Origin of the sequence: Streptomyces abyssalis, assembly GCF_001751365.1 — a bacterium.
Classification (GTDB): Bacteria; Actinomycetota; Actinomycetes; order Streptomycetales; family Streptomycetaceae; genus Streptomyces; species Streptomyces abyssalis.
Genome location: NZ_LJGT01000037.1, coordinates 285266 through 308097 on the forward strand (window position 1 = coordinate 285266; position 22832 = coordinate 308097).

Annotated in this window: 19 protein-coding genes, 1 tRNA gene and 1 pseudogene; 14 read left to right on the forward strand and 7 right to left on the reverse strand. The window is 67.9% G+C overall.

The window, feature by feature from the left end; all coding sequences use genetic code 11:
• Positions 1-59: 59 nt before the first annotated feature.
• Positions 60-899, reverse strand: a complete 840-nt coding sequence (locus AN215_RS04445) for an aldo/keto reductase (protein WP_070010117.1) — start codon at positions 897-899, stop codon at positions 60-62.
• A 146-nt stretch (positions 900-1045) separates the two neighbouring features.
• Between AN215_RS04445 and AN215_RS04450 the strand changes: the two genes are divergently transcribed.
• Positions 1046-1579, forward strand: a complete 534-nt coding sequence (locus AN215_RS04450) for a GNAT family N-acetyltransferase (protein ID WP_079122687.1) — start codon at positions 1046-1048, stop codon at positions 1577-1579.
• A 132-nt stretch (positions 1580-1711) separates the two neighbouring features.
• On the opposite strand, the gene AN215_RS04455 is transcribed toward AN215_RS04450, so the two are convergent.
• The 4 genes from AN215_RS04455 to AN215_RS04470 form a co-directional block, all read right to left on the reverse strand.
• The gene (locus tag AN215_RS04455; RefSeq protein ID WP_070010115.1) at positions 1712-3094 is read right to left on the reverse strand and encodes an OFA family MFS transporter; all 1383 of its coding nucleotides are present in this window, start codon (positions 3092-3094) and stop codon (positions 1712-1714) included.
• 302 nt (positions 3095-3396) lie between these two features.
• A complete protein-coding gene (locus tag AN215_RS04460; protein WP_070010114.1) occupies positions 3397-5556 on the reverse strand; it encodes an acetate--CoA ligase family protein in 2160 nt (719 codons plus the stop codon).
• 3 nt (positions 5557-5559) lie between these two features.
• On the reverse strand, positions 5560-6792 hold the full coding sequence (gene frc / locus AN215_RS04465) for a formyl-CoA transferase (RefSeq protein ID WP_079122780.1): 1233 nt from the start codon (positions 6790-6792) through the stop codon (positions 5560-5562).
• Between the two features lie 46 nt (positions 6793-6838).
• Positions 6839-8539: a thiamine pyrophosphate-binding protein gene (locus tag AN215_RS04470; RefSeq protein WP_070010113.1), complete on the reverse strand. Its 1701-nt coding sequence runs from the start codon at positions 8537-8539 to the stop codon at positions 6839-6841.
• A 151-nt stretch (positions 8540-8690) separates the two neighbouring features.
• Here AN215_RS04470 and sucC point away from each other — a divergent pair, with 151 nt between their 5' ends.
• The 11 genes from sucC to AN215_RS30215 all read left to right on the forward strand — a co-directional run bounded on the left by sucC (position 8691) and on the right by AN215_RS30215 (position 19201).
• Positions 8691-9845, forward strand: a complete 1155-nt coding sequence (gene sucC / locus AN215_RS04475) for an ADP-forming succinate--CoA ligase subunit beta (protein WP_070010112.1) — start codon at positions 8691-8693, stop codon at positions 9843-9845.
• Between the two features lie 15 nt (positions 9846-9860).
• A complete protein-coding gene (gene sucD / locus AN215_RS04480) occupies positions 9861-10739 on the forward strand; it encodes a succinate--CoA ligase subunit alpha (protein ID WP_070010111.1) in 879 nt (292 codons plus the stop codon).
• A 478-nt stretch (positions 10740-11217) separates the two neighbouring features.
• Positions 11218-11302: transfer RNA gene (locus AN215_RS04485), tRNA-Leu, on the forward strand.
• Positions 11303-11740: 438 nt separating this feature from the next.
• Positions 11741-13285, forward strand: a complete 1545-nt coding sequence (locus AN215_RS04490) for a Re/Si-specific NAD(P)(+) transhydrogenase subunit alpha (RefSeq protein ID WP_070010110.1) — start codon at positions 11741-11743, stop codon at positions 13283-13285.
• 6 nt (positions 13286-13291) lie between these two features.
• Entirely contained in the window at positions 13292-14785 is a 1494-nt protein-coding gene (gene pntB / locus AN215_RS04495) for a Re/Si-specific NAD(P)(+) transhydrogenase subunit beta (RefSeq protein ID WP_070010109.1), read from the forward strand.
• Between the two features lie 426 nt (positions 14786-15211).
• The gene (locus AN215_RS04500; protein WP_139140686.1) at positions 15212-15559 is read left to right on the forward strand and encodes a hypothetical protein; all 348 of its coding nucleotides are present in this window, start codon (positions 15212-15214) and stop codon (positions 15557-15559) included.
• 67 nt (positions 15560-15626) lie between these two features.
• On the forward strand, positions 15627-15932 hold the full coding sequence (locus tag AN215_RS04505; RefSeq protein WP_070010107.1) for a DUF6317 family protein: 306 nt from the start codon (positions 15627-15629) through the stop codon (positions 15930-15932).
• Positions 15932-17275, forward strand: coding sequence for a putative T7SS-secreted protein (locus AN215_RS04510; RefSeq protein ID WP_070010106.1), 1344 nt, complete (start codon positions 15932-15934; stop codon positions 17273-17275). The genes AN215_RS04505 and AN215_RS04510 overlap by 1 nt, the downstream gene beginning before the upstream one ends.
• Entirely contained in the window at positions 17275-17982 is a 708-nt protein-coding gene (locus AN215_RS04515) for a hypothetical protein (RefSeq protein ID WP_070010105.1), read from the forward strand. The genes AN215_RS04510 and AN215_RS04515 overlap by 1 nt, the downstream gene beginning before the upstream one ends.
• 183 nt (positions 17983-18165) lie before the next feature.
• Positions 18166-18537 carry a hypothetical protein gene (locus AN215_RS04520; RefSeq protein WP_139140687.1) on the forward strand — a complete coding sequence of 124 codons (372 nt, stop codon included), beginning with the start codon at positions 18166-18168 and terminating at the stop codon, positions 18535-18537.
• A 253-nt stretch (positions 18538-18790) separates the two neighbouring features.
• Complete coding sequence (locus AN215_RS30215; RefSeq protein ID WP_245694320.1) at positions 18791-19201, forward strand: hypothetical protein; 411 nt, start codon at positions 18791-18793, stop codon at positions 19199-19201.
• A 97-nt stretch (positions 19202-19298) separates the two neighbouring features.
• On the opposite strand, the pseudogene AN215_RS30220 reads toward AN215_RS30215, so the two are convergent.
• A pseudogene (locus tag AN215_RS30220) lies at positions 19299-19742 on the reverse strand (ATP-binding protein); the annotation flags it as partial.
• Positions 19743-19848: 106 nt separating this feature from the next.
• Positions 19849-21450, reverse strand: a complete 1602-nt coding sequence (locus AN215_RS04535) for a GMC family oxidoreductase (protein ID WP_070010101.1) — start codon at positions 21448-21450, stop codon at positions 19849-19851.
• A 226-nt stretch (positions 21451-21676) separates the two neighbouring features.
• Here AN215_RS04535 and AN215_RS04540 point away from each other — a divergent pair, with 226 nt between their 5' ends.
• Positions 21677-22531, forward strand: a complete 855-nt coding sequence (locus tag AN215_RS04540; protein WP_245694223.1) for a helix-turn-helix domain-containing protein — start codon at positions 21677-21679, stop codon at positions 22529-22531.
• The gene (locus AN215_RS04545; protein ID WP_070010099.1) at positions 22528-22740 is read left to right on the forward strand and encodes a DUF397 domain-containing protein; all 213 of its coding nucleotides are present in this window, start codon (positions 22528-22530) and stop codon (positions 22738-22740) included. The genes AN215_RS04540 and AN215_RS04545 overlap by 4 nt, the downstream gene beginning before the upstream one ends.
• Positions 22741-22832: the final 92 nt, after the last annotated feature.

Consider the following 22832-nt stretch of genomic DNA (forward strand, 5'->3'; position numbering starts at 1 on the left):
CGCCGGGCCGCCCCCTTCGCAAGGGGCGGCCCGGCGCCGTGCGTCCTCAGGCCCTGGCCCTATGCCGACCCGGGCAGCCGGTCGAGGCGATCACGGTGGTCGGAGGTCAGCTGGAGACTCTCCGCGGCGAGGTTCTCCTCCAGGTGGCTCACCCGGGCGGTGCCCGGGATCGGCAGGATGACCGGCGAGTGGCCGAGGAGCCATGCGAGCACAACCTGCGTGGGAGTGGCACCGAGCTCGGACGCCACGGCGGCGACCTCGGACCTCGTCCCCGAATCCCCCCAGGCGACAGGGCGCCACGGCAGGAACGCGATCCCTGCCGCTTCGCAGGCCGCGAGCACAGGCTCATGCTCACGGACCAGCACGTTGTAGCGGTTCTGCACGCTCGCGACGTCGACGATCTGCCGTGCCTGGTCGAGTTCGTCGACGGTGACCTCGGACAGTCCGATCCGGCCGATCTTGCCCTCGGCCCGCAGGTCGCGGAGCGTGCCGACCTGCTCTGCGAGAGGCGTCTCCGGATCGATCCGGTGCAGCTGAAGGAGCTCGATCCGCTCGACGCGCAGTCGGCGCAGCGCCTGCTCGACCTGATCGCGCAGAACGGCCGGCCGCCCGTCGAGCTTCCAGTCGCCTGAAGGGACCGACCGGGCAACGCCCACCTTGGTGGTGATCAGCAGCCCGTCGGGGTAAGGGTGAAGGGCCTCGGCCAGGAGCTCCTCATTGGCTCCCCAGCCATACATGTACGCGGTGTCGATCAGAGTGACGCCCAGCTCGACGGCCCGCCGGGCGACCGCGAGAGAGGTCTCACGGGCCGGACCCGGCTCCGTCGGCAAGCGCATGGCCCCGAACCCGAGCCGCCGTACTTTCAGATCCCCGCTGAAATGAAACGCAGTCGATGTCACGTGCTGGCTTCTCCCCCTGACTCAAGGGGCAACGGTATCAGCGCAGTTGGCCCATGACGTGGCTTTTTTCCACCGGCAACGATCGGGTAGCGATGTTGCCTTGAGCAATGGCTCGGCTGCTCATCGGCTGTGGTTACCGTCTTTGAATGAGCCAGAGAAGTGACATGAGCGTGTCTGCGGCGTTCCCTGTCGAGGTCCGACGGGGAACAAGGGATGACCTTCCCGGGATCGTCGACATTCTGAACCACGTGGCGGCGAACTCGATCGCTTCCTTCGACACCAAGCCGGTCAGCGTGGCCGGACGGAGTGAGTGGTTCGGGCAGTTCTCCTCGACTGGTCCTTATCGGCTGCTCGTCGTCCGGCGCGGTGGGGAGGTCATGGGTTACGCCTGCAGCCGGCGTTATCGAGACCACGAAGCCTTTCAGGAGACCGTCGAGGTAAGCATCGGGCTGCGTTCCGGCTGCCGAGGCCGGGGCGTGGGCACTCTTCTCTATCGCTCGCTGTTCGACTGCCTCGCCGACGAGCCGGTTCATGTCGTGCTCGCAGGGATAGCCGTGCCCAATGAGGCATCGGTCGCTCTGCACCGGAAGTTCGGCTTCACCGAGGTCGGCGTATTCAACGACTATGCCGTCAAGAACGGGCAGTACATCAGCTCGCTGTGGATGCAACGCCGCATGTGAAGCCGGCACGGGGGTGGCTGAAGTTGGTGAGCCGGCCGGCGCAGGGTAGCCGCAACGGCGCCGGGTCGCCCCTTCGCAAAGGGGCGGCCCGGCGACCGTCACAGCAGGTGCTCAACTCACAGCAGCGTCACTTCACTCCCCGCCTGTCGGCTGCGGATTGGGCTTGATCACCGACTTGCGCGGCCGTCCCGGCTGGGTCAGGAACAGCGCGACGACGCCGGCCAGCAGCGATGTGCTGCCGGCGAGCCAGAAGGCACCGCCGAAGCCCCACGCGTTGACCACCATCGAGCCCAGGCCCGCGCCGGCGATGCCGGACAGCAGCTTGGAGCTGTAGACCATGCCGTAGTTGGTGGCGTTGTTGTTCTCACCGAAGTAGTCCGCGGTCATGGCCGCGAACATCGGGAAGATCGCGCCGCCGCCGAAGCCGGAGATCATCGAGCAGAGCAGGAACAGCGGCATCGACCCGGCCTCACCGGACAGCAGGATGCCGAACTGCGAGAGGCCCAGCACGAGGCAGACGAAGAGCAGGCACTGCTTGCGGCCGTACCGGTCGGACAGCCAGCCGATCACGCCCCGGCCGGTGCCGTTGACGATGGCCTTCAGCGACATGGCCGTGGCGACGATGCCGCCCGCGAAGCCCATTTCGTTGCCGAAGGGCACCTGGAAGGCGATGCCGAAGATGTTCACACCGGAGGTGCACAGCAGGCAGAACCACATGATGTACACACGGCCGGTCCCGAGCGCCTCCTTCGCGGAGTACTGCTTGACCGCCGGCGGGTTCTTCGCCAGCGCGCGGCGCGCACGCGGGTCGTCCGGCACCTTCAGCGGATCGACGTGGTCGGGCCACCAGTTCTTCGGCGGGTCCTTGAAGAAGGAGCCCGCGAAGGCGACCACCGCTGCCAGGAAGATTCCGACGCTGACCAGCACCCACTTGAAGTTGCTGGTGTCCATGTAGCCGGTGAAGATGAACACGAACGGCACCGAGCCGTAGGCGAAGCCGCCGTTGACGAAGCCGGTCTTGCCGCCGCGGCGTTCCGGATACCACTTGCCGACCATGTTCACGCAGGTCGCGTACACCGCACCGGCGCCCATGCCGCTGAAGACACTGAAGCCGATGTAGGCCAGGATCACGTTCGGCGAATACGCGAGCGCAAGGTAGCCGATGAAGGTGCCGAGCGCGCCCCACATCATGGCCTGCCGCGCCGGGAAGCGCCCGCTCTCACGCAGCTTGCCGACGGGGAAGGCCACGCCGCCCTGGAAGAGGACCCAGATGCCCATCATCCAGAAGATGTGGGAGCTGTTCCAGCCGTGCGCGGTGTGAAGGGTCTCCTCGGCGGACGCGAAGGCGTACTCCGCCGAGCTGATGCCCATCATGCCGATCCACGGCAGGATGACCATCCACCGGCGGTGCCGTCCCATGATGTCCACATCGGACTCGCCGATGCGGAAGGTCCGTCCGTTCTTGTCGGTCACCTCCCTGTAGGGAAGGGCCGACGGTGCTTCTGTTGTTGTCATGTGCTGCACCCCTTGCGTTGAAGAGAGTCTGGCCAGCGCCCCCTGTCCCGATCCCTTGCTCTGGTGCTCCGTCCTGCCTTTCCGCTCGTGAAGTGTGTGGAGGGTGTTGAAGGGTGGACTCCGCCGTCACGGGAGGAGCCCGCGGTTCCGCCGGAGCCCTGCCGCGGGCCTCCCGCCGTGACGGCGAGGGGAGGTGGTTCCGCCCTCATGGGGGAGGCCCACGGCATCTGCGGCTCTTGTGATGTGCTTGCGGTGATGTGCTTCCGGATCAGCAGGCGTGCGTACGGCTGCGCGCCCCGCCGCTACTTCAGGAGGCCCGCCGCACGCGCCCAGCGGTACTTGGCGCCGAGCACGGCGACCGGCTTCTCCGTCGTGTACGGGTAGGCGACCACGCCGCGTTCGAAGAGGTACTGACTCGCCTCCTCGACCTCGGTGTCGCCCGCGAGTGACGCCACCACCGGCTTCTCGATGCCCTTCTCCCGCGCCTCGGCCACGACCCTGGCCGTCAGCTCCGCGAACACCATGGGAGGAGTGACGATCGTGTGCCAATAGCCGAGCACCAGAGAATGGATGCGGGGGTCCTCCAGACCGAGCCTGATCGTGGCCTCGTACGTGGAGGGCGGTTCACCTCCGGTGATGTCCACCGGGTTGCCCGCGGCGCCGAACGGCGGGATGAAGGCGCGGAACGCCTCGTCCAGGTCCGCGGGGATCTCCATCAGCGACATGCCGTTGTCGACGATCGCGTCCGAGAGCAGCACGCCCGAACCGCCCGCGCCGGTGATGATCACGGTGTTGTCGCCCTTGGGGGTGGGCAGCACGGGCAGCGCCCGCGCGTACTCCAGCATCTCGTTCAGGCCCGGTGCCCGGATGACGCCGGCCTGCCGCAGGACGTCGTCGTAGACCGCGTCGTCGCCCGCGAGAGCGCCCGTGTGCGAACCGGCGGCCTTGGCGCCGGCGCTGGTGCGGCCGGCCTTCAGCACGACGACCGGCTTCTTCGGCACGGTCTCCCGCGCCGCTTCCACGAACGCCCGCCCGTCCTTGAGGTCTTCGAGGTGCATCGCGATGCACTTCGTGTTCGGGTCGTCCGCGAAGTAGGTGAGCAGGTCGTCCTCGTCCAGGTCGGACTTGTTGCCGAGCCCGACGATCGCCGAGACACCGGTGCTGGTGCTGCGGGCGAATCCGAGGATGGCCATGCCGATGCCGCCCGACTGGGAGGTGAGCGCCACACCGCCCTTGACGTCGTACGGCGTGCAGAACGTGGCGCACAGGTCGTGCCACGTCGAGTAGTAGCCGTAGATGTTCGGCCCGAGCAGCCGGACACCGTGCTTCTCGCCGATGGCGACGATCTTGTCCTGGAGCTCCACCTCGCCCGTCTCGGCGAAACCGGACGGGATGAGCACGGCGTTGGGTATGCCCTTCGCGCCGACGGCCTCCAGCGTGTCCGGCACGAACTTCGCCGGCACGGCGAAGACCGCCACGTCGACGTCGCCCGGGATGTCCGCGACCGACTTGTACGCCTTGCGCCCCAGGATCTCGTCGGCCTTGGGGTTGACCGGGTGTATCTCGCCCGGGAACCCGCCGTCCACGAGGTTGCGCATGACCGAATTGCCGATCTTGCCCTGCTCGTTGGAGGCGCCGATCACCGCGACCGACGACGGCTGCATCAGCCGCTTCATCGAGACGCGGATCTCCTCCGGCGTGTACCGCCGCCGCTCGGCCGGCTGCCCCTCGGTGAGCAGGATGCGGATGTCCGCGGCCATCGCGCCGTCGGCCGACGCGAAGACGGGGTTGAGGTCGACCTCGGCCAGCTCGGGGAAGTCGTGCGCGAGCTGCGAGACGGACCGGATCACCCTGGTCAGCGCCGCACGGTTCACGGGGTCGCCCCCGCGTACGCCCTTGAGGATCTCGGAGGCACCGATGCCGTCGAGCATCGACTCCGCGTCCTCCTGGGAGGCCGGCGCCAGGCGGAAGGTGACGTCCTTGAGGACCTCCACCAGCACGCCGCCCAGCCCGAAGGCGACGACCTTGCCGAAGGTCGGGTCGGTGACCGTACCGACCAGCACCTCCTGCCCCGGCTTCGCCATCTGCTGCACCTGCACGCCGAGGACGTCGGCCTTCGCGTCGTACGCACGGGCGTTGCCGACGATCTCGGTGTACGCGCTGCGCACCTCCGCCGCGGAGGCAAGACCGACGCGGACTCCGCCCGCGTCGGTCTTGTGCAGGATGTCCGGTGAGACGATCTTCATGACGACGGGGAAGCCGAGCCTGTCGGCCAGCTGCACCGCCTCGTCGGCGGATTCCGCCAGCCCTTCGTCCGGTACGGGAATGCCGTAGGCGTCCGCCACGCGCTTGCCCTCGGGGGCGGTCAGCGAGGTGCGGCCCTCGGCGCGGGCGGCGTCCAGCACCGCCCGTACCGCTTCCCTGTCCGGCGTGGCGAGGCCGTCGTTCTTCTCCTGCGCCATCGGTCAGATCACTCCGTTCGTCTTGAGCAGCGCCAGTTCTTCCTCGTTCAGGCCCAGCTCGCCCAGGTAGACCTCTTCGTTGTGCTCACCCAGCAGCGGAGACGAGGTGATCTCCACGGGGGAGTCGGAGAGCTTCATCGGGGAGCCCACGGTGGTGAAGGAGCCACGCTCGGGGTGATCGACCTCGACGATCATTCCGTTGGCCGCCAGGGACTCGTCCTCGACGATCTCCTTCGTCGAGAGGATCGGCCCGCAGGGAATGTTGTGGGCGTTGAGCGCGCCCAGCACCTCCCACTTGGGCAGCGTCGAGGACCACTCCTCGATGAGCTGGAACATCTTGTTGAGCTTCGGCAGCCGCGCCTCGGGCGTGTTCCAGTCCGGGTCGTCGGCGAGTTCGGGACGGCCGATGAGCTTCGTCAGCGGCTCCCAGCCGACCGGCTGCACGATCACGTACACGTAGTCGTTGGGGCCGCCGGGTGCGCACTTGACCGCCCAGCCGGGCTGGCCGCCGCCGGAGGCGTTGCCCGAACGCGGCACCTCGTCGCCGAAGTCCTCGTTCGGGTACTCGCCGAGCGGGCCGTGCGCCAGCCGCTGCTGGTCGCGCAGTTTCACCCGGCACAGGTTGAGCACCGAGTGCTGCATGGCCACGTTCACCCGCTGGCCCTTGCCCGTGCGCTCACGCTGCAGCAGCGCGGCGAGGATCGCGGCGACGGTGTGCACGCCGGTGCCGGAGTCGCCGATCTGCGCCCCGGTCGCCAGCGGCGGACCCTCCTCGAACCCGGTCGTCGACATCGAGCCGCCCATGGCCTGAGCGACGACCTCGTACGCCTTGAAGCTGGTGTACGGGCCTTCGCCGAAGCCCTTGATGGAGGCGTAGACGAGCCTGGGGTTGATCTGCTTGATGCGGTCCCAGGTGAAGCCCATCCGGTCCACCGCTCCGGGGCCGAAGTTCTCCACCAGCACGTCGCTGCGCCGGATCAGCTCCGTCAGCAGCTCCTTGCCGCGGTCGGACTTGGTGTTGAGGGTGATGCTGCGCTTGTTGCAGTTCAGCATCGTGAAGTAGAGCGAGTCGACGTCCGGGACGTCCCGCAGCTGCTTGCGGGTGATGTCGCCCGAGGTCGCCTCGAGTTTGATCACGTCGGCACCGAGCCAGGCGAGGAGCTGTGTGGCGGAGGGGCCCGACTGGACGTGGGTCATGTCCAGTACGCGAATCCCGTCGAGCGCCTTCTCCGTCACCGTCGTCGTACCGGTCACATCGGTCACATCGGTCACCGCGGTCACCTCACTTGTACATCGTCTGGTTCATGGTTCCGGGGGCGTACGCGTCCGGGTCGATCCACACGTTGACCAGGGACGGCTTGCCGGAGGCGCGGGCCCGGTCCAGCGCGGGCCGGATCTCGGACGGTTCGCGCACGACCTCGCCGTGACCGCCGAGCATCCGCGCGAACTCCTCGTAGGGAACGTCGCCGAGGGTGTTGCCGACCCGCTCGCGCTCCTCGCCGTACTTGGCCTTCTGGCCGTAACGGATCTGGTTCATCGAGGAGTTGTTGCCGACGATGCCGACGAAGGGCAGGTTGTAGCGCACCAGCGTCTCGAAGTCCCAGCCGGTCAGCGAGAACGCGCCGTCGCCGAAGAGCGCCACGACCTCCTTGTCCGGACGGGCCTGCTTCGCCGCGAGCACGAACGGCACGCCGACGCCGAGCGTCCCCAGCGGCCCCGGGTCCATCCAGTTGCCCGGTGCCTTGGGCTGCACGACCTGACCGGAGAAGGTGACGATGTCGCCGCCGTCGCCGATGTAGAGCGAGTCCTCGGTGAGGAAGTCGTTGATCTCGCTGACCAGTCGGTACGGGTGGATCGGCGAGGCGTCCGAACGAAGCTGCGGCAGCCGCTTGTCCAGCGCGGTCTGCTCGGCGCTGCGCAGCTCCTCCAGCCATGCCTTGCGCTTGTCGCCGCCGCCGTTGAGCCGGCCGGAGGCCGCCTGCGTGACGGCAGAGAGCACCAGGTCCGCGGAGCCGACGATGCCGAGGTCGATGTCGCGGTTCTTGCCGACGGTGCGGTAGTCGAGGTCGATCTGCACGACCGTCGCGTCCTGCGAGAGGCGCTTGCCGTAGCCCATGCGGAAGTCGAAGGGCGTGCCGACGATGATGATGAGGTCGGCGTTGGAGAAGGCGTAGCGCCGCGAGAGCTGGAAGTGGTGCGGGTCGCCGGGCGGAAGGGTGCCGCGTCCGGCGCCGTTCATGTACGCGGGTACGTTCAGCGTCCGTACGAGCTCGGTCGCCGCGTCCGTCGCCCGGCACGTCCAGGTCTGCGAGCCGAGCAGGATCGCCGGGCGCTCGGCCTGCACGAGCAGGTCCGCGAGCTTCTGCACGTCCTCGGGGTCGCCCGGCTGGCGTGTGGAGGCACGGTAGTTGCCGGTCTTGGGCACCCGGGCCTTCTCCACGGGAACCTTCGCGTCGAGAACGTCGCGCGGGATCTCCAGGAAGGACGGGCCGGGCGCGCCGTGGTAGCACTCGCGGAACGCCATGGAGACCATGTCCGCCGCGCGCGCCGTGTCCGGCACCGTGGAGGCGAACTTGGTGATCGGCGTCATCATGTCCACGTGCGGCAGGTCCTGCAGGGACCCCATCTTGTGCTGCGTGTGGGCGCCCTGACCGCCGATGAGAAGCATCGGCGACTCGGCGCGGAAGGCGTTGGCCACGCCTGTGACGGCGTCGGTGGTGCCCGGGCCGGCTGTCACCACGGCGCATCCGGGTTTGCCGGTGAGCCGTGCGTAGCCGTCCGCGGCGTGCGCGGCCACCTGTTCGTGGCGTACGTCCACCACGTCGATTCCCTCGTCGACACAGCCGTCGTAGATGTCGATGATGTGGCCGCCGCAGAGCGTGTAGATGACCTCCACGCCCTCCGCCTTGAGCGCCTTGGCGACCAGGTGTCCGCCGGATATCAGGTCCTGGTTGTCGCGGCTGTCCTGGCTGTCGTCGGGCATGGCGTAGGAGTCCCTTCGTCGGGTACGAGCTCAGGTCAGAGCAGATTGCATACAGTCGACGAATACTGTATGAACCTTGTTATCCCGCATCGAGAGAGCGATGTCCAGGGGGCGTGCACCGATCGTTTCGAAGATCGACCAGGGAGCACATGTGGACCTTTTCGAGCACCAGGCGAGGGAACTCTTCGAGCGCTACGGCGTCTTGGTACCGGAAGCACAGGTCGCGGACACGGGCAGCAGCGCCCGTGAGGCGGCCGGGAAGCTCGACGCCGACCGGCACGGCGTCGTGGTCAAGGCGCAGGTCAAGACCGGAGGCAGGGGCAAGGCCGGCGGCGTGAAGCTCGCGGCCGACGCCGCTGCCGCCGAGATCACCGCACGCCAGATCCTGGGCATGGACATCAAGGGCCACACCGTGCACAAGGTGATGCTCGCCCGGCCCGTGAAGGTGGATCAGGAGTACTACGTCTCCTTCGTGCTGGACCGCGCGCAGGGATGCTTCATCGCGATCGCCTCCGCGGAAGGGGGCATGGAGATCGAGGAGGTGGCGGAGGCCCGTCCGGAGGCCGTCGCCCGCGTCCCCGTCGATCCGGCGGAGGGCGTGACGGACGAGAAGGCCGCGGAGATCGTGGCGGCCGCGGCGCTTCCGGCGGACGTCGCGCCGGTGCTGCGCAAGCTCTGGCAGATCCTGCAGTCCGAGGACGCGCTGCTCGTCGAGGTCAACCCCCTTGTCCGTACGGCGGACGGCGCGGTCGTCGCGCTCGACGGCAAGGTCACCCTCGATGACAACGCCCGTTTCCGGCAGGCGCGTTGGGGCGAGGAGGACGAGGGCGGCGACACCGGCGGGCTGGAGGCGCAGGCCGCGGAGAAGGGGCTGAACTACGTCAAGCTGGAGGGCGAGGTCGGCGTCATCGGCAACGGCGCGGGGCTGGTGATGTCCACCCTCGACGTCGTCGCCGGCTGCGGGGCGAGGCCGGCCAACTTCCTGGACATCGGGGGAGGAGCCTCGGCCCAGGTCATGGCCGACGGGCTGTCGGTCGTCCTCGGCGACCCCTCCGTGAAGTCCATCCTCGTCAACGTCTTCGGCGGGATCACCGCCTGCGACGCGGTCGCCGAGGGCATCACCCGTGCCCTCGGGCAGATCCGGCTGACCAAGCCGCTGGTCGTACGGCTCGACGGCAACAACGCCGCACGCGGGCGCGAGATCCTCGAAGCGAACCCGCACCCGCTGCTGGAGCAGCGGACCACGATGGACGGCGCCGCCCAGCGGGCCGCCGAACTGGCCACGGCAGCGGCTGCGGCCGCGTAGGGAGGCGGGAGAGGCATGGCGATCTTCCTCAACAAGGAGAGCAAGGTCATCGTCCAGGGCATGACCGGCTCCGAAGGCATGAAGCACACCCGCCGCATGCTCGCGTCGGGCACCGACATCGTCGGCGGCGTGAACCCCCGCAAGGCCGGAACGAGGGTGGACGTGGACGGGACCTCCGTCCCCGTCTTCGGCTCGGTCGCCGAAGCGCGGGACGCGACGGAGGCCGACGTGTCGGTGCTCTTCGTCCCGCCCGCCTTCTCCAAGGCGGCAGTCGTCGAGGCGGCGGACGCAGGCATCCCGCTCGCCGTCACCATCACCGAGGGCATCCCCGTGCACGACGCGGTCGCCTTCCGTGCGTACGCCCAGGAGCGCGGCACGCGCGTCATCGGCCCCAACTGCCCCGGGCTCATCAGCCCCGGGCTCTCGAACGCCGGCATCATCCCGGCCGACATCGCACCCGAGCCGGGCCGTATCGGGCTCGTCTCCAAGTCCGGCACCCTCACCTACCAACTCATGTACGAGCTGCGCGACATCGGCTTCTCCAGCTGCGTCGGCATCGGCGGCGACCCCGTCATCGGCACGACGCACATCGACTGCCTCGCGGCCTTCGAGGAGGACCCGGAGACCGATCTGATCGTGATGATCGGCGAGATCGGCGGCGACGCGGAGGAGCGGGCGGCGGACTTCATCAAGGAGAACGTCACCAAACCCGTCGTCGGCTACGTCGCCGGATTCACCGCCCCCGAGGGCAAGACCATGGGTCACGCGGGAGCCATCGTCTCCGGCTCCTCGGGCACCGCGCGTGCGAAGAAGGAGGCCCTGGAGGCGGCCGGTGTACGGGTCGGCGAGACCCCCACCGGGACGGCACGTCTCGTACTGGACCGGCTGGTGTGAACTGCTCAGGGGGTGCCGCCCGCGGCACCCCCTGAGAGGCCCGCGCACCCCTGCGGGCGGCCGGCCCGGTGCGAACCCGGGCGGCTCGCGCGCCTCGGGGCGCGGCCCGGCGACGTGCCCCGGCGGCCTGCCGCGACGTGACGTTCCGCATATCGGGGCGGTGGCGGGTGTGCCATCATGCGCCGACTCACTACTGTCCAGTAATAAGTCCACGCCGGCTTCATCGACCGCCCGTCCTGTGCAAACGAGAGCGGAGAAGAACGATGGGCAACACACCCTCACCCTCGTCACTCCCGACCACGACGCGACCGAACCCGACTGATCCCACCAGCCGGCGGCTTGACCGACCGCCGGAACCGCCGGCCCGGCGGAAGCCCCGCCGGGCCGGCCGTTCACCCGGGATCACCGAGGTGAAGACCGCTGCCGTGGCTTGGTATGGTTGTCCGCGTCGCCACGGCCGAGCCGGGCGACGACCCTTGTCCGGGTGGCGGAATGGCAGACGCGCTAGCTTGAGGTGCTAGTGCCCTTTATCGGGCGTGGGGGTTCAAGTCCCCCCTCGGACACAGAATTTGCGCCTTCCGGTGCCGGCCCCTTCTCCGGCCGGCACCCCGGGCCCGTCGGCGTCCCGCCGGCCCGGCAGCCGTCCTCTCTGCGTACCGAGGGTGTTCTCAGCCCCCGTCTGCCGCCGTGCCCCCGCCGCAGCGCGTCGCCACGGCCCACCGCCCGTCCCGGCACCGGGCTCTTCCCGGTCAGGGCCAGACCCGGCACCAACGCCCCCTCGCCTGCGCGGTCCTTCTCGGGTGATGCTTCCGTACGCAGGTACAGCGCCCCGCAGCGGAAGGTCACGGAGGAAACGCATGGCGACCCGAGCCCGTCACACTGACAGTAAATAAGCACGCCCCGAGTAGTCCCGTCACTGTCGCCCGTCCCCGCAGTACAACGGACCGTCCCGCCGCAGAACGGAACCGCAGAGCCGCCCAACACCCCGCAAAGGGAGACCGATGTCAGATTCACATCCGCAGCAGGTCGGCGTCGCAGCCGAGTCGAGAGCCGGTGAGACCCGGGTCGCGGCCACGCCCGACAGCATCCGGAAGATCCTGAAACTCGGCTACGAAGCCGTCGTCGAATCGGGAGCGGGCGCGGCCTCGGGCTTCTCCGACGAGCAGTACACCGAAGCGGGCGCACGGATCGGCGACGCCTGGCAGGCGGACATCGTCCTGAAGATCAACGAACCCTCCCGCGAGGAGACGGCACGGCTGCGCGACGACGCGACCCTGGTCGGCATGATCGGCCCGGGCCTGAACCCCGAGCTGCTGGACGACCTCGCACAGAGGTCGCTGACCGTCATGTCCATGGACGCGGTGCCGCGCATCTCGCGGGCCCAGTCGCTGGACGTGCTCAGCTCCATGGCCAACATCGCCGGATACCGCGCCGTCATCGAGGCCGCGCACGTATTCGGACGGTTCTTCACCGGCCAGGTCACCGCGGCGGGCAAAGTACCCCCGGCCAAGGTCCTCGTGGCAGGCGCGGGTGTGGCCGGGCTCGCGGCGATCGGCGCGGCCAGCAGCCTCGGCGGAGTCGTACGGGCGACCGACCCGCGACCGGAGGTCGCCGACCAGGTCCGCTCGCTCGGCGGTGAGTACCTCGCCGTAGAGGTCGAGCAGGAGGCATCCACCGACGGGTACGCCAAGCAGACCTCGGACGACTACAACCGCCGTGCCGCGGAGATCTACAGCGAGCAGGCCGCCGAGGTCGACATCATCGTCACCACGGCGCTGATCCCCGGCAAGCCCGCCCCGCGGCTGATCACGGCGGAGGACGTCGCGAGCATGAAGCCCGGAAGCGTCATCGTCGACATGGCCGCCTCACAGGGCGGCAACGTCGAGGGGACGGTTCCGGGCAAGGCCGTCGTCACCGGCAACGGCGTCACGCTCATCGGATACACCGACCTGGCCGGGCGCCTGCCCACGCAGGCCTCGCAGCTGTACGGCACCAACCTCGTCAACCTGCTGAAGCTGCTCACACCGGAGAAGGACGGGCAACTGACGCTGGACTTCGACGACATCGTGCAGCGCGGCGTCACCGTCGTACGGGACGGTGAGAAGACCTGGCCGCCGCCACCGGTACAGGTCTCCGCGGCCGCCCCGGCGCCCAAGACCGACGAGGCCGCCACCGCCGCCGAACCGGCGAAACCGCGGCTCACCGCCGCGGGGCGCTACGGCCTCATCGGCGCCGGAATGGCCGCGGTGTTCGCGCTGATCGCGTTCTCACCGACTCAACTCGCAGAGAACTTCACCGTGTTCGCGCTGTCGGTCGTCATCGGCTTCTACGTCATCGGCAAGGTGCACCACGCGCTGCACACACCCTTGATGTCCGTCACCAACGCAATCTCCGGCATCGTCGTCGTCGGGGCGCTGCTGCAGATCGGCCACGTGGGACCCGCGGTCACCGTCCTGTCGTTCGTGGCGATCCTGCTGACCAGCGTCAACATCTTCGGAGGCTTCTCCGTCACCCGTCGCATGCTCGGCATGTTCTCGAAAGGCTGAAGCCCCATGACTGCCACCACGTCTGCCCAGGCCGCCGATCTCGTCGCGGCCCTGTTGTTCATCCTCAGCCTGGCCGGGCTCTCGCAGCACCGTACGTCCCGCGCCGGCGTCGTCTTCGGCATCGCCGGCATGGGGCTGGCGCTGCTCGCCACCGTCGTTCTCGCCGCGCGCGAGATCTCAGCCACCGCCACCATCCTGATCCTGGTCGCCATGGCTATCGGCGCTGTGGCGGGCCTGTGGCGCGCCCGTCTCGTGGCGATGACCGAGATGCCGGAACTCATCGCGATCCTGCACAGCTTCGTCGGAGTCGCGGCCGTACTGGTCGGCTGGAACAGCTACTTCGAGGTCGAGGCGAAGGGGGACGCGCAGCACGTCGTCCCGGCCGAGCTGCTCTCGATCCACCACGCCGAAGTGTTCATCGGCATCTTCATCGGCGCCGTCACCTTCACCGGTTCGGTCGTCGCCTTCCTGAAGCTGTCCGCGCGGATCAAGTCGCAGCCGCTGATGCTGCCGGGCAAGAACGCCCTCAACCTCGGCGCCCTGGCCGCCTTCGTGGCGCTCACGGTCTGGTTCACCATCGCCCCGAGCCTCGGGCTGATGATCGCCGTGACCGTGCTGGCGCTGCTGCTCGGCCTGCATCTCGTCGCCGCGATCGGCGGCGGCGACATGCCCGTCGTCGTCTCCATGCTCAACAGCTATTCGGGCTGGGCGGCCGCCGCCGCGGGATTCCTTCTCAACAGCAACCTGCTCATCGTCACGGGTGCGCTGGTCGGCTCCTCCGGTGCGTACCTGTCGTACATCATGTGCAAGGGCATGAACCGGTCGTTCATCTCGGTCATCGCCGGCGGCTTCGGCATCGAGGCTCCTGCCGGCGGCGACGACGAACAGGGCGAGCACCGGGAGACCAGCGCGGAGGACGCCGCCGAACTGCTCGGCGCCGCAAGCTCCGTGATCATCACCCCGGGCTACGGGATGGCCGTCGCGCAGGCCCAGCACCCGGTGGCCGAGCTGACCCGCACCCTTCGCGAACGCGGCGTCGACGTCCGCTTCGGCGTCCACCCCGTCGCCGGGCGCCTGCCGGGACACATGAACGTCCTGCTGGCGGAGGCGAAGGTGCCCTACGACGTCGTCCTGGAGATGGACGAGATCAACGACGACTTCGAGCAGACGTCGGTTGTCCTCGTCATCGGTGCCAACGACACCGTCAACCCGGCCGCGACGGAGGACCCCACCAGCCCGATCGCGGGCATGCCGGTGCTGCGCGCCTGGGAGGCCGAAAACGTGATCGTCTTCAAGCGCTCGATGGCCTCCGGGTACGCGGGAGTTCAGAACCCGCTGTTCTTCCGGGAGAACACCGCGATGCTCTTCGGCGACGCGAAGCAGAGCGTGGAGAGCATCCTCCGGGCGCTGGACGACGCGGGGGCGCCCTCCGGGGCTGGGGGTTCCGCGTCCGGCGGCGCCGGCGCGGGGCGGCAGACGGCGGGCGCGTCGGCGGAGTAACGGCCGTACCTCCTCCGGTCCAGGCCGCCCGGAACTCGGGCGGCCTGGACCGGTGTTGCGGCTGCGGAACTGGCTCAACAAATCGTGATCCGCGCACGCTGAGGGGACCCAACGTTCGGGGCAGGGCCCCGACGTTCGGTATACGACTCTCCGGGAAGGGCCCACGCAGTGGACGTTCTGGCCCCGGGCGGAACTGTGCCGATGACGCTGGGATACGGTCGGGGCGAGCTGTTGCAGAGCAAGCGGCGGCGTGGGGGATGGGGTGCCGTCGCGGACATGCTGTGTGACACTGCGTGACCGGCTTCAGTACGGCTAGGTGGTCAGGGGGGACCGCGTGCCTGGGCTGTTTCACGGCCGTTTTCCTTCACGCCGATCGTCCAGTTCTTTGCCTTGGGGGTTTACGTGGGACCTTTCTTCGGATCACCAGTGGTGATGGCAGCACCGCCGGGGGGTGAATTCGGTACTGCGGGATGGTGGATTGTCGGCGCCATCGGTCTCCTTTGGATTGTGTCGCTTTTCGTCATGTTCTTGGAAGGCTGGAAGATGCGGAAGCGCACATTTGAGGAGCAGGTGGAGATCTTCCTTACGGACCTGCGATCCGGGGCTGTCACCAGGCGCGGCCACATCCGCTTGAATCCACACAAATACACGAAGCTGAGGAGGGAGGACGCGGACCGGGTCGCCGAGGAGGCCGGGTACTACCGGCAGACCTTCGGAACCAAGGGGAACTGGCTCTTCCTTCGCTCGGCGGACTCCGAGGATGAAAACAAGTGATCTCGCGATGATTCTGGGGACGCCACAGGGGCAAAGGTAGCAACATCAACACGGGGAGCAGGGGAACGTGGCACAGGCTGATTTTCAAGTTGACCTGGCTGAACTGCGGCAGCTCAAGCAGAAGCTGACCAGGAGCAAGGATCGTCTCGAGGAGTCCTTGCGACGTATGAAGGACACCGGCCCCAAGAACCTGGGGAAGCGTTCGCTCGACAGTGCCTGTGAGGACTTCGAGGACGACTGGGAGCACGGGCTGAACGAGACGAAGAAGCGCATCGAGACCCTGGAGGAAGGCATCGATGCGATTCTCAAGAACTACGAGAAAACAGAATCAGAGATCCACAAGAGTCTTACGCAATCTACACGGGGGCGGTAATGGGGGACGACTGGAGCGGGCTGGGCTGGAACCCCACGCCGGGACACCCGCGTTTGGCGACCAATCTCGCGAAGCACCTCAAGGGGACGGCTGACGTCCTCAAGGACACGCATGACCTGCTGGACTCTCTGAGGAAGGAGAGCTCGCACTGGAAGGGCAAGGCCCGGGAGAACTTCGTCGACAAGATTGCCGACCTGCCCAAGTACCTGGCAGATGCGAAGGATTCGCTTCGGGGCGCGAGCAAGGAGATCCAGTCCTGGAGTGATTCCCTCCAGGGGATGAAGACGAAAGCCGCGGACTACGAGGCGGAGGCCAAGAAGGCGCGGAAGGAGGAGGACGCGGCACAGGCGAAGTATGACGCGGCGCGGAAGAATCCCGACCTCCAGCTTGCGGGGCAGACCTTCAGTACAAAGGGCGAACTCGACAGTGCGCAGCAGCGCCTCGATACCGCCAACAACGATGTGCAGTCGGCGTGGAACCGACTGGACCGTGCCCAGACGGAGCTACAGGAACTCATCGACGCGGCGGAGAAATTGGAGCGCAGCCACTCCGACACCGCTCAGGACCACGCAGACCAGATACGCAAGCACGCCGAGGACCACGCCCCGGATGGTGGGGTGTGGTCGAAGATCTCGGACTGGTGGGACAAGCACGGCGGCGACGTGCTGACGGTCGCTGCGACGATTGCGGGCATTGCCGCCATCTTCGTGCCGGTCCTCGCTCCGGTCGCGATCGGTCTGAGCCTGGCCGCAGCGGGCCAGCATGCCCGCCAGTACGCCAAGAGCGGCAAGGACATGTGGCCACCGACATCCAAGAACATGTCCGAGTGGGCCACCCTTGGCGGAGATGTGCTGGGGGCCGTCCCGGGCGTGGGTCCCGCTGTCAAGGGAGCCAAGGCGGCCATCGCCACCGCCCGTGGTGCCAACGCCGCGAAGCTGGTGGGCACGGGGATGAAGAACGTCCGCGGCATCGTGGCGGCAGGCGAAGCCGCGAAGGGGGCCACCGGTGTTTCCCGTGCGGTGCATGCGGTGAGGAATGGTGCGGTTCATTTCAAGGAGTATTCGAAGGCTGCGGACCCGTTGAATCCGGTGTTCGCACACACGGTGGAGAAGGGAGCGGCCGCGTTGGGTGCCTCCAGCAATGCGGCTGGTACCGCTGCCGAGGTCTCCCAGGCTGTCGTGACGGGAGCGCTCGGTGCGCCCACAGCAGCGACCCTGTGGGATTCCAGCGACAGCACAGCGGACCTCGCGGTCAAGGGCACTATGGGCAACAACGTTCTTGTGGGCACGGGAATGGCAGCGGAACCCTTGGAAAGGATCTCCGCCGTTGCGAGGGCCTTGTGATGGCCGCTCCCACCGAACACCCCGCGATCGTCCCCGAGCCCATCCCCCTCTGGTACCGGATACCCGAGGGGTTTCGGCCCATCGACTTCGCTCAGCCACCGGAGGAGCGTTTCGATCAGGTCGTCGCCGACCTGTCAGAACTTCACCCCTCCGCGACGCGCGAGCAGATCGCAGTCACCGCTCTCAGTTTCGAAGCCTCGCTCGCCAAGCTGGCCGATGACGGGGTCGTGCACTTCAGTTCCTTCCTGCTGCGCACCGACGACGACGAACTGGTATCCGGCGTCTGCCAGATCGCGGTTGTGCAACGTCCACCCGGCGATCCTCACTTGTATCCGCTGAGTGTCCTGGAATCCAACGACCCTCCTCCCAAGGGCACGCATCAGGGCCTGGTGGAGCTGCCTGCGGGAGTGGCCGCGGTCATCGTCGCCGGTCATGAAATGTCCGTCCCGGGCGTGCTGTTCGGCATCGAGGAGGACACGCTGTCGCGGGTGCGCACGGTCACCTTCCAGCTTGCCTTCCCCTACACCGCCGAAGCTGTCTCCATCTCCTTCGCGACGGAGGACTTGGAGCACGGCGACGAATTCCTCGAACTGGCAACGGTGTTCGCCGCCGGCGTCTCCTTCACCGCTCCGCCCGAGCCGCCCACGGAGGAAGAGCTGCAGTCTGCTCAGCAGGTCCGGGACGACATCAGGGACACGTTCGGATAGTCGCGTGGCGGGCCTTCGTCCGCCCTTCCGGCAGGAACACGCCGCGAGGTACCAATACCGGCCGCCGCAGAGGCCCTCACCAGTCCGTTCGGGCGCCGTTGCTGGACATGCCGTATGGGGTGCATTGCGATCGCTGGCAGTTGCATGATCTCGATCGTCCAGTACTTTTCCTAGGGATTTCACATGGCACCGTCCTCGGAGACATCAGTAGTGATCGCAGCGCCGCCGGGGGGTGAATTTGCTGATTGGGGTTGGTGGGTTATAGGGGCCTTCGGTGTCCTGTTCGTCCTGTCGATCTTCTTCTCATTTTTGGACGGCTGGAAGATGCGGAAGCACACCTTCGAGGAACAGGCGGAGGTATTCCTTACGGACCTGCGTACGGGTGCTGTCACCGTTCGCGGCCACATCCGCTTGAACCCGGTCAAGTACACGAAGTTGACGGCCAAGGACGCGGATCGGATTGCTGAGGAGGCTGGGTATCACCGACAGACTTTCGGAACCAAGGGCCAATGGCTCTTCTTCCGCCCGTCGGATCCTGGCGAGGAGCCCAAGTGATCTCGCGGTAATTTTCTGGGGGCGCTGGCTTGGGGTGCCACTTGGGGCAGCGGAGGCAAGGGGATGAAGACGAAGGCCGCGGACTACGAGGCGGAATCCATTCGGATAATCGCGTGGCGGGCCTTCGTCCGCCCCTTCCGGCAGGAACACGCCGCGAGGTACCAATACCGGGGCCGCAGAGGCCCTCACCAGTCCGATCGGGCGCCGTTGCGGGACATGCTGTATGGGGTGCATTGCGATCGCTGGCAGTTGCATGATCTCGATCGTTCAGTTCTTTTTCTTGGGGGTTCACATGGCACCGTTCTTTGGGTCGACAGCGGTGATGGCAGCGCCGCCGGGGGGTGAATTCGGTGGTTGGGGTTGGTGGGCTCTCGGCGCCGTCGGCGTCCTGTGGCTCGTATCGCTCTTCGTCATGTTCCTGGATGGCTGGAAGATGCGGAAGCACACCTTCGAGGAACAGGTGGAGGTCTTCCTGAAAGACCTGCGTTCGGGGGCCGTCACCAGGCGTGGCCACATCGGTTTGAACCCGCAGAAGTACACGAAGCTGACGGACAAGGACGCAGATCGGATTGCTGAGAAGGCTGGGTATCACCGGCAGACTTTCGGAACCAAAGGACAATGGCTATTCTTCCGCCCGGACGATTCAGGTGAGGAGCCCAAGTGATCTCGTGATGGTTCCGTGGGCACGGGCCGGTCACGAGCCCACGCCTCGGAGGTTCCTTGATCTCCTCATTGGTCGCATCCGACACTTCCGGGCCCAGTAGTCGGTACTCCGCCCACACCGTCTTGCCGGGTCCGTCACCGAGCGGACGCCAGCCCCAGCGGGACGCCAGCGAGGCGACGAGCAGCAGGCCCCGGCCGCTGTCGCAGTCGCCGGACGGTGCGGAGGCGACGGGCACGCACTCGGACCGGGTGTCGGTGACCTCGACGCGTACCGTCGAGCCGAGGGCGGTCAGTACCAGACGGAAGTCGCGGCCCGGCACCCGGCCGTGCTGCACGGCGTTCGCCGCGAGCTCGGCGACGATCAGGGTCAGGGCGTCGTGCGCGGTGCTGTCGTACGGGATGTCCCACGCCTCCAGCCTGTTCCCGGCCAGGCGGCGGGCGAGGCGTGCGCCCCGTGGCGTGGAGCTGAACCGCATCGCGAAGTGGCCCACGAGAGCGGGCACTTGAGCGGCACGAACCGGTGGAACCGTCTCATTGGTCATGCCCGCAACGCTTCCGCCGGTCGCGCGGCGTGACCAGTGGTGACGCGCTGCGAGCGGGGCGTTGTACGCGGTGGTGCGGTGCGCTGTACGCGGCGGACGCCTGCGGTCAGGCTTCTCCGAGGATGAAGTCGGCCGCACGCCAGGCCAGCGCCGAGACCGGCCCGTTGAGATTGCCGGAGATCATGACGGGCAGCACCGAGGCGTCCACGACGCGCAGACCGGCGGCGCCGCGCACGCGCAGGCGCGAGTCGACCACGTCCTCGTCGTCCGGGCCCATGGCTGCGGTGCCAATCGCGTGGTATCCGCAGGAGCCCGTGGCCAGCCCGGCGTCGATGATCTCCTGGTCGGTCCGCACCTCCTGGCCCGGCACGGTCTCGTGCGAGATCCGCTCCGAGAGCGGCGCGGTGGAGAAGAGCCGGCGTACGGCGCGGAGGACCTCTGCGGACGTCGTACGGTCGTGCTCGGTGGCGAAGTAGCCCGGGTCGATGTCCAGCGGTGCGTCCGGGTCGGCGGACGTGATGCGGACACTGCCCTCGCTATCCGGGCGCAGCATGTAGGCGATGCACATGATGCCCGGCTCCTGCTCGATCTCGATGGCCTTACCGGGCTGGTGCGGCAGCAGGGAGTACGGAGCGATCTGCAGCTGTCCGTCGGGGCGGTCGAGTCCGGCGCGGGTCTTGAAGAAGCCGCCGATGTCGGACGACGGCGCGCCCATCGGCCCTCCCCGGGTCGCCCGGTACTCCGCCTGCGCCTGCTCCAGGCCCTCCGGAGTGCCGAGAAGGCGGTTGTATCCGATGTCCTCCGTGAGCCGGAACTGCATCAAGAATGCCCGGTGTTCGCGCATCCGGGCGCCGACGTTCGGGCTGTCCACCACGATGCCGACACCGGCGGCGGCCAGTGTCGCCTGGTCGCCGATTCCGGACAGCTGCAGGATCTTCGGCGTGGCCAGCGCACCGGAGGAAAGGATCACCTCGCGCGAGGCGCGGTACTCGACGGACTGTCCGTCCTGCCGGCCCTGGACACCGACCGCACGACCGCCCTCGAGCACGACCCGGTCGACGGATGTGCGCAGGGCGACGGTGAGGTTGGGCCGGTCCATGACCGGGTGGAGGAACGCGCCTGCCGCGCTGACGCGCCGGCCGTCGCGGATCGTCGCAATCGTGTAGCCGATGCGTTCCTCGTCGGCCTCGTTGAGGTCCTGCGCCCGCTGCCACCCGAGTTCGGTACCGGCGGTGATCACGTCCTCGAGCAACGGGTCACCGCCGTCCGAGGTCGACACCTGCAACGGGCCGCCCGCGCCCCGCAGTTCGGAGGCACCGAGCGCGTTGTCCTCGATCGTCCTGAAGACCGGGAGCATGTCGTCCCAGCCCCACCCGGGGTTGCCGAGCGCGGCCAGTGCGTCGTAGTCGGCGCGCTGCCCGCGGTTGTACACCATGCCGTTGACCGAACTCGACCCGCCGAGGGTCTTGCCCCGTACCCAGTACTCGACCCGCTGGGCAGGACCGAACGGGCGGGTCGGGTAGTGCCACGCGGTGGCGGGGTCGCCCAGCAGTTCGCCGAACCCCCGTGGCACGGCGATGAGCGGGCTCGTGTCCGCCCCGCCTGCCTCGACCAGCAGGACGCTCGCCCCGGCGTCCGCGGAGAGGCGGTTGGCGAGCACGCACCCCGCCGGGCCGGCGCCGACGATGACGTAGTCGAACTGTGCCACGGAAACTCCCCCTTGTCCGGTGCGGTCACCACAGCCCCAGTATGTCGCTCCTCGGGGTGACTCCAGCCTGAACGGCCGGGAGCGGGTTGTCACTTGGGTTTGTTGTCACTTGGGTTTGGAAGCTCGTTGTACGCGGGGTGCGGTGAGTTGTACGCGGTGCGCGGCGTGACCGCTGTTGCGAGGACGACGTTGGGCCGGGGAGTGGCCGCCGACGGGGAGGATGCCGATGACACACGGTGACGGTGAGCAGGGAGAGGGCGCCGGGGCGGGCCCTGAAGCGGAACCGGGGACGGGTGTGGTCGTTGCGTTCGGACGGCAGTTGAAGCTGCTGCGAACCCAAGCGGGCCTGGACCGGGCCGAGTTCGGGAAGCGCACGGGCTACGCACCGCAGTCGGTCGCCTCCTTCGAACAGGGCCGGCGCATTCCGCCGCCCAGGCTCATCGACCGCGCGGACGAGGTGCTGGGGGCTGGGGGAGTGCTCACGGCACTCAAGGAGGAGCTTGCGAGGGCCCAATACCCGGCGTTCTTCCGCGACATGGCGCGGTTGGAGGCCGGTGCGGTCGGCCTTTGTGTGTATGCGACTCACGCAGTGCCGGGCCTCCTTCAGACAGCGGAGTACGCGCAGGCTGTCTTTCGGATGCAGCGGCCGCTGCTGGATGACGAGGTGATCGAGCAGCGGTTGGCAGCACGCATGGCTCGCCAGGAAATTCTCACCCGCCGTCCTGCGCCGTTGTTGAGCTTCATCGTCGAGGAAGTCGTGCTGCGAAAACCGATCGGTGGCCGACGCGTACTCCGTGGGCAGCTGGAGCAGATTCTGCTAGCGGGACAGAAACGACACGTGGAGGTACAGGTGATGCCCACCGCGCGCGAGGATCACGCGGGATTGGGTGGGCCCTTCAATCTGATCGACACTTCTGAGGGCCAGCGCATTGCCTACACCGAGGTGCAGGACGACAGCCGCATGTACACAGGGCAGCGCAAAGTACATGAACTCGAGGCGCGCTATAGCATCTTGCGGTCGCAGGGGCTCACTCCGAGTGAGTCACTGGCCTTCATCGAGGATCTGCTGGGAGTGGAATGAGCATCCAGACGCCTGGGCCGACGGTGCCCGATTCGGCTTGGTTCAAGAGCAGTCACAGCAGTGGCGGCGGCGGCGAGTGCGTGGAGGTCGCCGCCGCGTCCGGCGCCGTGCACGTAAGGGATTCGAAGGTTGCCGACGGGCCGGTGCTCGCGGTCGCACCCGGTGCGTGGGCCCGGTTCGTCGGGATGGCAGCCGACCGGCTCGGCTGATCCGTCACGGGTACGGGGCCGCCGCACAACGCGTGCCGCGGCCCCGCTCACGTACGGGCGGCAGCCCGGGACATCGACCCGGCCGGGAGGCC